The organism is Raoultibacter phocaeensis (genome assembly GCF_901411515.1).
GTDB lineage: Bacteria > Actinomycetota > Coriobacteriia > Coriobacteriales > Eggerthellaceae > Raoultibacter > Raoultibacter phocaeensis.
On record NZ_CABDUX010000002.1, the window covers coordinates 1330524 to 1342929 of the forward strand.

The window sequence follows — 12406 nt, forward strand, 5'->3', positions numbered from 1 at the left end:
TTTCGCTCGTATCCAAGGCGAAGGGAAAAGGGGGATTGTCATGTCCGCAATCAAAAAGCCCGTTGGTTTCCTCGTCTGCGCATGCCTGTCTGCAGCGCTCTTCGCCGGCATCTCCGGCTGCGCGATGCTCGACGCGGGCGGCAGCGCTTCGCTGAACGCTGCACCGGAATCCGGAAGCACCGCAGCCGATACGGCGTACGGCACAACCGAGGAGCCCTACAGCAAAGAGGCGCCCGTACCGCCCGATATGCAGTATCCGAAAAACACCGAAGAGTACAGCGCGCTCGACGAGCCGGGATTCGTCTCGACCGCCGCCGCTCCGCTCTCGACATTCTCGGCCGACGTCGACACCGCCTCGTACTGCAATCTACGCCGCATGGTTTCAGAAGGAATGCGCGCAGAAGACATACCCAGCGGTTCTGTGCGTATCGAAGAGATGCTCAACTACTTCGACTACGACTATGCGCTGCCTGAAAACGGCGACTTGTTTGGCGTAACGTCCGAACTCGCAAACTGCCCTTGGAATCCCGATACGCAGCTACTCGTCATGGGCTTCGCCACCGAACCTGTCGACTATGACCGTACAGCAGGCGCTAACCTGGTGTTTCTCATAGACACGTCGGGCTCCATGGGCACGCCTGACAAGCTCCCGCTGCTGAAGGATGCCTTCGCCGAACTCGTCGGGGGATTAAGCGAGCGGGATCGCGTCTCCATCGTCGCGTATTCGGGCTACGAGCGCATTGTGCTCGAAGGCGCGTCGGGCACCGACAAACGAGCGATCATGCGCGCTATCGACAGCCTCGTCGCAGACGGGTCCACAAACGGCGAAGCAGGACTTGCCATGGCGTATCACGTTGCCGAGCGAATGCGCATCGAAGGCGGTGTGAACCGCATCGTCATGGCGTCCGACGGCGATCTCAACGTCGGGATATCCTCGGAAAGCGAGCTCCACGACTATGTGAGCGCACAACGAGACGAAGGCGTATACCTTTCGGTGCTCGGCTTCGGATCAGGAAACTACAAGGACAACAAGATGGAAACCCTCGCCGACAACGGTAACGGAACATACCACTACATCGATTGCATCGACGAAGCACGCAAAGTGTTCGGCGAAGACCTCGCTGCGAACGTCGTGCCGCTTGCCGACGACGTGAAAGTGCAGGTCGAGTTCAATCCCGCCTACATCAAGGGCTACCGCCTCATCGGGTACGAGAACCGAGCCCTCGCCGACGACGACTTCGCCGACGACGCGGCGGATGCAGGCGAAATCGGCACGGGACACCAGTTCACCATTGCCTACGAAATCGTCGCGCACGATTCCGCGCTCGAAATCCCCACGATCGAACTCAAATACGGAGATACAGGCGATGCCGGCAGTAGCGGGAACGGTTCATCGAGCAGAACCGATGCCGAACTAAGCAACAACAGCTTCGTAGACGACGGCACCCGGGAAAGCGCCGAAACGAACGGCGATGCTCTTGCTGAGAGCGCAGATGAGCTCAGCGGCGAGCTGCTCACCTGCTCTGTGCGCTATAAGCCCGCCGGTACGTCTGCCTCCGTCGAGCGCTCCTACCCGATCGACAACACGTGTTTCACTGAAAACCCAAGCTCCGATTGGACGTTCGCCGCAGCGGTCATCGAGTGCGGCATGGTGCTGCGCGATTCGAAGCACTGCGGCACGGCGAGCCTGCGCGAGGCGCGTGCGCTGGTGGATGAGCTCGACCTGAAACGGTCCGATCCGAAGGCGGACTTCGAGCGGCTCCTTGCCAAACTGTAGCGCTACAGACGCTCGTCGATCATCGTTTTGAGCACCTCGACGTGGCTGCGGCGCTTGTGTGTGGCAGTGCCGAGCAAACAGACGCTTGCACGGTCGCCGTAGACGTCGAAAAAGTGGTCGATCGAGCCCCGCTTCTCGATATCGGCGCGGTAGCTCGCTGCATACTCGTCCCAGCCTATCGCGCCTTTGAGATACTTCTCAAGGGTCATCGGCTCGGGCGCGAACAGCAGGTCGTGGACGTAGTCGGCATGCACGATGGTGGGTACGAAGTACTCGAGGTCAGCCTTCTTCGTGAATCCCGCAAGCTGGTTGGTGTTCTTGCGCCGCGTGTCGATGAGCGCATCGACCTTCCATGCGATGAGGTCGTTGAAGAAATCCTCTGCTGTGATTTCATATGCACTGATGGTTCTTACTTCCATGAAACGTCCCTTGTCCGCTGAACAACCGTATCTCGTTTGCCTCCATGGTAGCTAATCACCGCATGCGGACGGATACAGCGTACGATCGCTTGCATCCTCGTCGGCAAACCGTTGCGGCACCGTAACCCGCAGAGGACAGCTACGGGGGAACCATCGGTTAGCCAGGTCCGCATCGGCCTGACTCGCCCATATGTTTATTGATAATGCGATTTCGCACGAAAACAGCCTCGAAATGGTTGCGAAGGCCCGCTTTGCGAAACTCGTGCGCGCTTTCGCGCCCGTTTTAAGGTAGAAAGTTCTCCTTGGAAAACCGCGATCAGGGTATACTGTGAAGCGATTCTTGCTCGAAGCCCTGCGGAAAGCCTTCGCGCTTCGCAAAGCGGGCCTTCGCAACCATCGTGGAGCTGTTTTTCGACAAAACCTCGCGAAACGGATCCACGATTGAGGTCATGGCACTCGGTCCGACGAAACGAATCGCAACGCCCAGCCCAATGGGAGATCACGGCGCCACCCGTGCATCGAGTCGATGGAGATCGCAGCGCGACCTGCGCAACAAGCTTCCGCTCAGCGGACCCTACGCGCAGCCTTCCGTGGGCTCGGGTTCCATGACGTGGCGCCATGTAGGGCCGACCGTTTCGCCCGTTGCCTTGACCCGGACAGCGGCGCCTGCCCTCGTGAGGTCGGCGAGCACGGTGTCGACGAGCCGGGGCAGCGCCTCGTATACCGGCGGAGTGAGCCCGATCGTGAGGTCGAGCGGATTCATGTTCTCAACCTGCATGCCGAAGCAGCGACCCTCGGCCTCATAACCCATGAGTGCCGCCGCATCGAACAGGTCGACGAGCTTCAAATCGTGAAGCGATTGCATGGCACCGGTATGGCGCGCCATGTCGGCGGGCTCGAACTCGAAGATGGTGCCTGGCTCGGCACCTGTGCCGTCGACCGCATCGACGGTGATCAGATAATCGTAATCGCGCACGTGCGGCAGCATATCGAGACCCATGCATCCCACATCGAACAACGTCACCTCGTCGGGCATGTCGTAGGCGGCAACGAGCTCGTCGTATACCGCAGGCCCGATGCCCTCGTCGAGCATGAGCTTGTTTCCCACGCAGAAGACCGCAATGCGCTTTGAACTCGAAGCTTCGGCACCGCTCACGCTACGACCGCCAACGTCGGACGCTGAAGGACGACGCGCAGCTGACTCATCGCCGCTCACGCCCGCAGCCGAGCGCTTGGGCGTATCCTCGGCACCGCTCACGCTACGACCGCCAGCGTCGGACGAATGACCAGGTTGTAATAGGTAGCCGCGGCGATCATCGCAAGACCGACGATGACGCACACAATCGCCCAGATTCGCTCGCGCTTGAGGTAATCTTCCTTCGAAACCCCGCGACCTGCCGCCCGATGGGCCGCAAGCGGCTGACCGACGAGAGCGAACGCCACCGTTCCCGCCGTCAACGTGACGAAGATGATAAGCGCGATCACGATCGAGAGCACGGTGCGCTCGGTAAAGGCGGCGTAAAACGCGTTATCGGCGAACAGCCAGATGGGATACCAGAGAATCGTCGCCCAGATACCGTGGGCAGGGCCCCAGATCGGCGGCAAGAACAGCGCTCCGATGTTCACCCGCGGTATGCCTTCGAGGAATTTCTCTTCCCGTGCAATCTGCTCGTCAGTCAGCTCAGCCATAGTTCCGCCTATCGTGTACGCCCGGTCACCGCCAGGGCCTCAGGTATCGGCCCCATTATAGACAAACACACGGCTCCCGTGACGCTCGTCTTTCAGTTTCACGGTTGGCGGCATCCGGGTGCGCCCGAAACCGAACGTTGTGCTAGCATGGAAGAGAACTTCGATAAGGTACCAGCCGCGAAAGAAGGACCCATGAAGATACTCGCCATCGTCGGATCGCTGCGAAAAGAAAGCTACAACCGAAAGCTCGCCGAGGCAGCGCGATCGGTTCTAGCCGAAAACCACCCCGACGTCGAATTTGAGATTCTCGATTGGGCCGATGTGCCGCTCATGAACCAAGATATCGAATACCCTGCTCCCGAGCCGGTTGCACGAGTTCGCGGGAAAGTAGACAGCGCCGACGGCGTATGGCTGTTCAGCCCCGAATACAACCACTTTTTCCCCGGCACGCTCAAGAACCTTCTCGACTGGCTCTCGCGCCCGATGAGCGAAACCCAAGGGCAGGTGCTCGCCGGCAAACCCATCGCGCTCGCCGGCACGACGCCCGGCATGAGCGGCACTACCCACGCGCAAGACCATCTCGTCACGATGCTCTCGTTCCTGCAGGCCGACATCATGAACGCACCGCGCCTTGCCATCCCCCATATCGGACAGCAGATGGGACGCGGCGAGCTCTCGCTTGCAAGCTCCGCACCTTATCTCGAAAAGCAGGCGGCGGCCTTCGTCGAGTTCATCGGGAAGCGGCAAGCTTTCTAGCGCCCAACCGTACCCTGCCTCGCGCTCTCACGTCCCGTTCCCTTGCGCGCCGCCGCGCTCGCACTTCCCTTCCCCCACTCTGAGATAACGAGTCCTGCACAGGTGAGAATAACGCCGCAGGCAATGAGCGCGGTCAGCGGCTCGTGCAAAATCGCAACAGAAGCCGCCACGGTGATGACGGGTACGAGGTAGATATAAGCGCTCGTCTTAACCGCGCCGAGCGTCCTGATCGCGAGGTTCCACGTGACGAAGCACGTCGCCGATGCCCCGAGTCCGAGAAAAGCCATGTTGGCCGACATGAGCGGATCGGCGAACCGCTCGAAGCCGAACTCGAATCCGCTTGCGCCGAGCGCGGGCAGCATGAACAGCAGCCCCCAGAAAAACGTGCGCTTCGTCATCTGGATGCTATCGTAGCCGAATGTGCCGATCTTCTTCGTGATTACGGAGTACACCGCCCATACTGCCGCAGCTCCCACCGCGAGCACATCCCCGAGCGTACCGCCCGCAAGGCCTTGCGAGCTCATGAGAAGGATTCCCGCCATCGCGATGGCGAAACCCACGAAGAAACCTGGACGCAGCCGCTCGTCGCGGGCTGCGAAAAACGAGACGATCGCCGTGAAGAACGGAGCCACCGCAACGATCACGCCCACGTTCGACGCCGTCGTATGCACCAGCGCGATGTTCTCGAGCAGAAAGTACAGCGTCACGCCCGTGAGTCCCGCACCAGCGCACAGCACCTCCTGCTTGAGCGTGAGCTTGATGTGCCGCGGCCTCAGCGCAAACAGCGCGATGAAGCCGATGAGGAAACGGTAGAAGAGAATCTCGACCGGCTGGAACTCGGTCAGAAGCACCTTCGTCGACACGAACGTCGTTCCCCAGATGAGTATGGTGACGAGGGCGAACGCATGCCCCCGCACCTCAGAGGACACTGCCATCGAATCCGCCTCCGATGCGCGATGCACGGTACGCACCCGGCGCTATGCCGGTGATATCTTTGAACACGCGCCCGAAATGCGCCTGATCGGCGAACCCGAGCGCACCCGCAACTTCTGCTGGCCCCGCCCCCGACGCAAGGAGGCCGCGCGCTTCGATTATGCGCAACGTGAGCATGTAGCGATACGGCGTGATGCCCTTCTCGCGCGTGAAGGCGCGGATGAGTGCGTAGCGGCCGACACCGGCTGCCCGAGCCATATCGTCGAGCGTCATCCGCGAACGGAAATCCTGCTCGATAAGGCGGCACGCCGAGGCGACGGCTTCGGATCCGGGAAGCGCCTCGAAAGCTTCAAGCTCTTCGCGACGCACGGCGCTTGCAGCCAGCAAGCGCTCGATGAAAAGGTAGAACGGCTCGACGTTCTCCACCGCCCCGTCAACGCATCCTTGATCGGCGCACCCCCGCACATGACAGTCGAGCGCGAGGGCGAACAGGCCCGCATCGCGTACGATCGGCTCGGGAAAGAGCGGTCCGGTCTCCCTGTCGAACTCCGCGCCGAAATCGGCGAGCAGCGCATCCATGACCGGGGCGGCGATGCTGAAGCTGCGGTATTCGAGTTTTGTGCCGTCTATCGACTCGCATGAATGAGGGTCGCCTAGGTTGATGACGAGCAGGTCGCCTGCGCGAAGGTCGTACTCGCGCCCGGAAACAGCGAGCCGGCGGTTCCCGCCCGCAACGACGCCCACCATATAGTAATCGTGAAAATGGCTCGGGAACGGCTCTATCACCCCGAGCAGGGTGCAGAGCTCTACGGTGATTCCGCTTCCGTACGTCCGCACCGCGACGCTTCTCGCCGCCGATTCGATATCCTGTTGCACGCATATCCTTTCCCGTAGCGGACCAGTATACCGCTCCCGTCCCTTTTGCTCTTGAACGATATTGCACTCACCAGCATGCGCTGGGTACACCTTGGAGCAGACGCACCTTCACCAAGCGGCTACGCATCAGAGGCGCTCGAGGTGCTCATCCGCAAGAAGGCGCACTCCGTCTACCGCCATCAAAAAAGGAACCCGACTCGAAAGCCGGGTTCCTGCAGTGCGCGGATATCGGTGCATCGAGCTAATGCTCCATGCGATCCTCTCCGACGATGGTGTGCTTCTCGGGGTCGTACACCAACCCGCCGTGCTCCTTCCAGAAGAACATGAGGAGCGTGGGCGAGATGCCTTCGATGTTCGCCAGGTAGATGTGGATGAACATGAAGACGATGAAGACGTACATCATAAAGTAATGGATGATGCGCATCGACATGAGGCCGCCTACAAGGTTCGTGCCCGCCGAGAAGAAGCCGAGATCCATCGTGGGAGCCCACAGGGCGAAGCCGGTGTAGGCCATGAAGATGATGAGGATCGGGATCAGCAGGTACGAGATCTTCTGCGGGACGCCGAGCTTGGCGCCGAGCGGATGATCCTTCTTGAAGAACAGGTAGTACTTGATCCACGCACCGAGCTGGTGGCGGTTATCGGCCTGGGGAAGCCAGGTCTTGTAGTCGGTAACCTGCTCGCGCGTGCCGCCCGTGGGCGAGCTCTTCACGAAGAACGCCATGATGAGGCGCACGATGCAGTTGATCAAGAGGATCGCGCCGCAGAATACGTGCACGCCGCGGGCGATACCCATGAAGTACGGCCAGAACGGGAAGTGGATGGAGAAGCCGGTGACGATCAGAAGAATCATGCACACGAGGTTGATCCAGTGCGTGATCACGAACGGCATCGGATGCGCTTCGCGGTAGTGTGCGAGATGTGCCATCTTATTTCACCCCCCAGGGGCTCGTGACGGTCTTGAAGCTCTTGCCCGTCGCAGGCTCGGTCACATGCACGGCGCACGCGGTGCACGGGTCGAAGCTGTGCACGGTACGCAGCGCGTTGATGGGCATCTCGATGTCCTCCACGGGAACGCCGATGAGGGCTTCTTCCATGGGGCCGTTGTTGCCCTGCGCGTCGTGGGGTGCGAGGTTCCACGTGGACGGGATGATGATCTGGTAGCCCTTGATCTTGCCGTTCTCCACCTTTTCGCTGTGGTAGAGAGCGCCGCGCGGAGCCTCCCAGAAGCCTGTGCCTTCGCCGGTGATGGTTTCGGGCTTGCGGAAGTACTCGGCGTCGCCGCCCTTGAGGGCTTCCATGAGCTCCTGCACCCATTCCTTCATGAGACCGGCGATATAGAGCGTCTCGATCTGGCGCACGGCGGTACGGCCGAGCGTGGACTGCGCCGCGCCGAGCTGGATACCGAGTGCCGACGTGAAGGCGTTAACCTGCTCGACGATGAACGGCACGTTGCGCTTGTAGGCGACGAGCACGCGCGAAAGGCCTCCGGCCTCGGCTGCTTTGCCGTCGTACGCGGGGCACTTGACCCACGTGTAGCGATCGCTCACCGTATCGGTACCCTCTTTGTAGTACTCGGTGAATTCGGGTTCGGTCACGAAGTACGGAGAGGTGAGGGTCTCATCGCCCTTGTACCAGGAATGACCCATGTACTCGGTGATCTTGCTCTCTTCAACGTCGGAGAGGTTCAGGCTCTCGTCGAGAACGCCGGCCGGCAGATAGCGGTCGTTCATTTCCATGTTCTCGTTTTCGAACACGCCCCAGGCGATGTAGCGGCCCACGCCCTTACCCCAGTTGAGCGCGTCAGCGTAAGCCGGAGCGATCGCGAGGGTGTCGGGGATCATGGTCGCCTCGACCCAGTTGTAGATCTCGTTGACGAGCGCCCACAGATCGTCGAGCTTCTCCTCGGTGGGCACCCACATGGTGCCGCCCGGGATGAGCGTCATAACATGGGGCATCTTGCCGCCGAGCAGACCTGCGACCTCGGACGCCTTTGCCTGCATCTGCAGAGCTTCGAGGTAGTGGGCGGTGCAGATGAGATCGAGCTCGGGATCGAGCTTGTAGGCCTGGCCCTTGTCGGCCTCGAACCATGCGCCCGAGAAGATCGAGAGCTGGCCGTTGTCGGCGAACTTGGTCAGGCGTTCCTTCAAAGCGACGAAATCGCTGTTGGTGGAGGTGCCTGCCGCAAGCGCCAGATCGTACGCATCGGCCGGATCAGCGGTGAGCGCGTTCAAGGGGTTCACGTAGTCGAGCGCAGCCAGGTTGTAGAACCACAGGATATGGCTGTGGAGGAACTGGGCGCCCTCGATGAGGTTGCGGATGATGCGCGCGTTGTTGGAGATCTTGATCCCGTAGGCATGTTCACCGGCGATAGCCGATGCGTGCGCATGGGAAACAGGGCATACGCCGCAGATACGCTGCACGATCTGCGCAGCATCCTCAGGCGTGCGGTCCTGCACAACGAGCTCCATGCCGCGGAAGCAGCCGCCTGAAACCCAAGCCTCCGATACCTTGCCGTTGGTGACTTCCATCTCAACGCGCAGGTGGCCTTCGATTCGGGTGATCGGATCGATGATTGAACGAGTCATTACTCCTGGCCTCCTTTCGCGTCGTCATCGTACTTGCCGATGGATTTATCGGGGTGTTTGGCATCCCATGCGCGCTTCTTCTCGAAGTCTGCGCCGCCGTCCATGCGGCCGGAGACCTTCATGCCGAAGCCGTGGACGATAAGCGCCCCGGCGACGACTGCGGTCACGATGAGGGCCACGGTACCGGGCTGGAACACGAAATCGCCTACGCGCAGATCGCGATGGCGCTTGTAGAACGGGGTGTTGGTCTCGACCCAGTTCTGACCCGGATTCATCGGATTGGCCTCGCAGCATCCGATGCAGGGAGCGCCCGACTCGACACACCAGCTGCGGCGGTGGTTCCAGCGAACGATTCCGCAGTTCGACTTGGTCTGCGGGCCGCGGCAACCGACCGGATACAGGCAATAGCCCATGGCCTCTTCGGGAGAGCCGAACTCGTACACGAATTCGCCGTTCTCGAAATGACCGCGACGCTGGCAGTTGTCGTGGATCGTCTGGCCGTAGATGACCGACGGCTTGTTCTCGTCCGTGAGGGCGGGAAGCCGCTGCATCATGACCACGTCGACGAGCACCGCGACGAGCCACTCGGGGTTCGCCGGGCAGCCCGGAACGTTGATGACCGGCGTATCGACGCCGGCTTCCTTCAGGTACTGCTGCACGCCGAGGGCCCCGGCAGGATCCGGATGAGCGGCCATCCAGCCGCCGTTGACGGCGCAGGAGCCGAGCGCGACGACCGCGTTGGCCTTCTCGGCCGCGTGGACGAGGATATCGGTACCCGTCTCGTTGGCCACACGAAGAGCCTGGCCACCCCAACCTTTGAGCACACCGCCCTCGTACACCAAAATGTAGTTGCCCGCCTCGATCGTCTGCTCTTTCGCTTCCTCCATCGACCAACCTGCCGCAGCGGAAAGGGTCTCGCAATAGTTCAGGGAGATCATTTCCAAAACGACGGTCGCCGGATCAGGCGCATCGGCCTGGGCGAACGATTCGGTACAACCCGTGCAGGACGCTCCCTCGATCCAGATAACCGGATACAGGTTGCCCTTGGTTGCGCCGATCACAGATTTTTCGAGGGCCTGGGCTACCTGCGGTGCCGCGAGCTCGGTCAAACCGGCCGCCACCGCAACAGCGCCGCAGAGTTTCATGAAATCGCGGCGGGTTACCCCGCGAGCGGATAGCATTTCCTGAAACTCTGATACAGTGGCCTCTGTTTCCATGTGCACACCTCCTCAGGTGCTCTCGTCTTACTACTACTGTTGATATTTTCTCCGAGGATGGTTTTTTTGTCGTGCTCGGACATGCCAAGTGATGCTTTTCAGCCGCAAATGGCACGAAAATGTTACAAAGTCATGCGCTCGTAACATAGGTACGACATTCCTTGCATAAAGGTGTGCCGATATGCAGCGACCCCGCGCTCTCACGGGGTCGCTTTTGCATGTTCATGCAGAATTCTGCATCGCCGATCACCCGCGCGATTGGGCGGTCGGTGCACGGTACGAAACATCCTCATTGCAGGTGGTCACCGCGCATTTTGTACCCCGTCGTACGACGGGGTGTCGCGGCGCTGTGCCATATCGAATGTGGCAGAGGGCGCAACGAACCCGTATCGGCGCATTCCGCCTAGTAGTTCTCGCAGCGGATTTCGAAATGATCGCGCGGATGAGCGCACACGGGGCACTCCTCGGGAGCCTCGGTGCCGATGTGGATGTGGCCGCAGTTGTTGCACTTCCAGGCGTACACTTCGCCGCGTTTGAACACCTCGCCGCTGTTGATGCGCTCGATGAGCGTGCGGTAACGCTCCTCGTGCTCCTTCTCGACGCCGGCAACGCCGTCGAACAGCTCGGCCAGATCCTCGAAACCCTCTTCACGCGCTACGGTTGCGAACTCGGCGTACATCTGGGTCCATTCCTCGTTCTCGCCCGCTGCCGCGTCAGCGAGGTTCTCGAGCGTCGTAGGGATCGCGCCGCCGTGCAGCGCTTTGAACCAGAGCTTCGCATGCTCGGCCTCGTTTTTCGACGTCTCCAAGAAGATGTTCTGGATCTGCACGTAGCCGTCTTTCTTCGCCTGCGACGCGTAATAGGCGTATTTCGTATGGGCCTGCGCCTCACCCGCAAACGCGTACCACAGGTTCTTCTCGGTTTGGGATCCCTTAAGCTCCATGATGCTTCTCCTCACTGCTGCGGGCGCATGCCCGCTCGCGGTCCGACTGACGCCGTGCTCCGCATGCAGGGCATGGGAAACGCGGCATACGAGCACTATAGAGCATCGCGGGGGCACAGGTGCCTATCGTGGAAATATTCCGATAACTCTTCCAAAGTACCCGATGGGTCCCGTTGCTATGGCTACTATGGTTTGATTATCGAAACGCCGTTTTCAACCGCATGCGCAAGACGGCCCAACCGGAGGATGCACCATGACCGAACCGCACGCTCTCGCCTACCTCGGACCGCTCGGAACGTACACGCACGAGGCCGCCCGCGCTTTCGCCGCGCGCTTACGTATGGACGATCCCGAATTCGTCGAATGCTCTTCGTTCGACGAGGTGTTCGAGTGCGTCGACCGCGGCAGGTGCGAATACGGCGTCGTCGGCATCGAGAACTCGCTCGAGGGTTCGGTCACGGCCACGCTCGACAACTTCGCGTTCAACAGCACAGCGAACATTCTCGGCGAAGAGGTGCTCGACATCCACCACAGCCTGCTTCTGCACCCCGAAGCGAAGCTCGAGGACGTCACCACGATCGCATCGCACCACCAGGGGCTCGCCCAGTGCCGCCGCTACATCGCAGAGCACCTTCCCGGCCGCGACACCATCACCACTTCGTCAACCGCCGAAAGCGCGCGCCTCGCCGCCGGCAACAAGCATATCGCGGGCATCGCCAACGCGTTTGCAGCCGATCTGTACGGCGCCGTTGTGGCCGACGAGCAGATCGAAGACCATTTTGGCAACCAAACCTCGTTCGCGCTCATCGCGCGCCAAGGACATCAGGCGGTGTTTCAGGGCGATCGCCACAAGACGTTTCTTGCCCTGTTCATGCAGATCGACCGCGCAGGCACGCTTTCGATGATCCTCTCCGAGTTCGCCTACGCGGGCATCAACCTCACGATGATCCAGTCGCGTCCCACCAAACAGGCGCTCGGCGACTACATGTTCTTCGTGAGCTTCGAGCGCTCGGTCGCCGATCCCCAGGTGCAAACCGCCCTCAACTGCCTGCGCCTGAAACTGCGCGAGGTGAAGGTGCTCGGAAGCTATCCCGTCTAGCACCCGCGCTGACCGCCAAAGCCCCTTATGCGAACGGATGTTTCACGTGAAACATCCGTTCGTGTTATATGCCCATCCGCGCTTACCTCCGCAGACGGCAACGGGCATC

At 60.8% G+C, this 12406-nt stretch carries 12 protein-coding genes; 3 read left to right on the forward strand and 9 right to left on the reverse strand.

The genetic code is table 11. The annotated features are described in order from the left end of the window. Positions 1–40 precede the first annotated feature (40 nt). On the forward strand, positions 41–1777 hold the full coding sequence (locus tag FJE54_RS13595) for a vWA domain-containing protein (RefSeq protein ID WP_139653341.1): 1737 nt from the start codon (positions 41–43) through the stop codon (positions 1775–1777). A 2-nt stretch (positions 1778–1779) separates the two neighbouring features. Here FJE54_RS13595 and FJE54_RS13600 read toward each other — a convergent pair whose 3' ends face one another. From FJE54_RS13600 to FJE54_RS13610, 3 genes are all read right to left on the reverse strand, one after another. Then, the gene (locus FJE54_RS13600) at positions 1780–2196 is read right to left on the reverse strand and encodes a DUF488 family protein, N3 subclade (RefSeq protein WP_139653342.1); all 417 of its coding nucleotides are present in this window, start codon (positions 2194–2196) and stop codon (positions 1780–1782) included. 574 nt (positions 2197–2770) lie between these two features. Beyond that, positions 2771–3454, reverse strand: a complete 684-nt coding sequence (locus tag FJE54_RS13605; RefSeq protein ID WP_255467442.1) for a hydrogenase maturation protease — start codon at positions 3452–3454, stop codon at positions 2771–2773. Then, on the reverse strand, positions 3451–3885 hold the full coding sequence (locus FJE54_RS13610; RefSeq protein WP_139653343.1) for a viscotoxin-A3: 435 nt from the start codon (positions 3883–3885) through the stop codon (positions 3451–3453). Before FJE54_RS13610 ends, FJE54_RS13605 begins: the two co-directional genes overlap by 4 nt. A gap of 192 nt (positions 3886–4077) precedes the next feature. Here FJE54_RS13610 and FJE54_RS13615 point away from each other — a divergent pair, with 192 nt between their 5' ends. Continuing rightward, complete coding sequence (locus FJE54_RS13615) at positions 4078–4641, forward strand: NADPH-dependent FMN reductase (protein WP_139653344.1); 564 nt, start codon at positions 4078–4080, stop codon at positions 4639–4641. Here FJE54_RS13615 and FJE54_RS13620 read toward each other — a convergent pair. The 6 genes from FJE54_RS13620 to rbr form a co-directional block, all read right to left on the reverse strand. Then, positions 4638–5576, reverse strand: a complete 939-nt coding sequence (locus FJE54_RS13620; RefSeq protein ID WP_139653345.1) for a DMT family transporter — start codon at positions 5574–5576, stop codon at positions 4638–4640. The genes FJE54_RS13615 and FJE54_RS13620 overlap by 4 nt on opposite strands. Continuing rightward, positions 5560–6450 (reverse strand): AraC family transcriptional regulator, encoded by an 891-nt coding sequence (locus FJE54_RS13625; RefSeq protein WP_139653346.1) that lies wholly within the window; start codon positions 6448–6450, stop codon positions 5560–5562. Before FJE54_RS13625 ends, FJE54_RS13620 begins: the two co-directional genes overlap by 17 nt. 241 nt (positions 6451–6691) lie before the next feature. After that, positions 6692–7378 (reverse strand): cytochrome b/b6 domain-containing protein, encoded by a 687-nt coding sequence (locus FJE54_RS13630; RefSeq protein WP_139653347.1) that lies wholly within the window; start codon positions 7376–7378, stop codon positions 6692–6694. Position 7379: 1 nt separating this feature from the next. Then, positions 7380–9038 carry a nickel-dependent hydrogenase large subunit gene (locus FJE54_RS13635; protein WP_139653348.1) on the reverse strand — a complete coding sequence of 553 codons (1659 nt, stop codon included), beginning with the start codon at positions 9036–9038 and terminating at the stop codon, positions 7380–7382. After that, entirely contained in the window at positions 9038–10255 is a 1218-nt protein-coding gene (locus tag FJE54_RS13640; protein ID WP_139653349.1) for a hydrogenase small subunit, read from the reverse strand. The genes FJE54_RS13635 and FJE54_RS13640 overlap by 1 nt, the downstream gene beginning before the upstream one ends. A gap of 403 nt (positions 10256–10658) precedes the next feature. Then, complete coding sequence (gene rbr / locus FJE54_RS13645) at positions 10659–11198, reverse strand: rubrerythrin (RefSeq protein WP_139653350.1); 540 nt, start codon at positions 11196–11198, stop codon at positions 10659–10661. Positions 11199–11451: 253 nt separating this feature from the next. Between rbr and pheA the strand changes: the two genes are divergently transcribed. After that, positions 11452–12297: a prephenate dehydratase gene (gene pheA, locus FJE54_RS13650; RefSeq protein WP_139653351.1), complete on the forward strand. Its 846-nt coding sequence runs from the start codon at positions 11452–11454 to the stop codon at positions 12295–12297. The last annotated feature ends 109 nt before the right edge of the window (positions 12298–12406 follow it).

Bases quoted from the DNA above. Each gene is read 5' to 3' on its own strand.
- FJE54_RS13635 (WP_139653348.1), bottom strand. From the start codon at position 9,038: ATGACTCGTTCAATCATCGATCCGATCACCCGAATCGAAGGCCACCTG.
- FJE54_RS13595 (WP_139653341.1), top strand. From the start codon at position 41: ATGTCCGCAATCAAAAAGCCCGTTGGTTTCCTCGTCTGCGCATGCCTG.
- rbr (WP_139653350.1), bottom strand. From the start codon at position 11,198: ATGGAGCTTAAGGGATCCCAAACCGAGAAGAACCTGTGGTACGCGTTT.
- FJE54_RS13620 (WP_139653345.1), bottom strand. From the start codon at position 5,576: ATGGCAGTGTCCTCTGAGGTGCGGGGGCATGCGTTCGCCCTCGTCACC.
- FJE54_RS13600 (WP_139653342.1), bottom strand. From the start codon at position 2,196: ATGGAAGTAAGAACCATCAGTGCATATGAAATCACAGCAGAGGATTTC.
- FJE54_RS13640 (WP_139653349.1), bottom strand. From the start codon at position 10,255: ATGGAAACAGAGGCCACTGTATCAGAGTTTCAGGAAATGCTATCCGCT.
- pheA (WP_139653351.1), top strand. From the start codon at position 11,452: ATGACCGAACCGCACGCTCTCGCCTACCTCGGACCGCTCGGAACGTAC.
- FJE54_RS13630 (WP_139653347.1), bottom strand. From the start codon at position 7,378: ATGGCACATCTCGCACACTACCGCGAAGCGCATCCGATGCCGTTCGTG.
- FJE54_RS13615 (WP_139653344.1), top strand. From the start codon at position 4,078: ATGAAGATACTCGCCATCGTCGGATCGCTGCGAAAAGAAAGCTACAAC.
- FJE54_RS13610 (WP_139653343.1), bottom strand. From the start codon at position 3,885: ATGGCTGAGCTGACTGACGAGCAGATTGCACGGGAAGAGAAATTCCTC.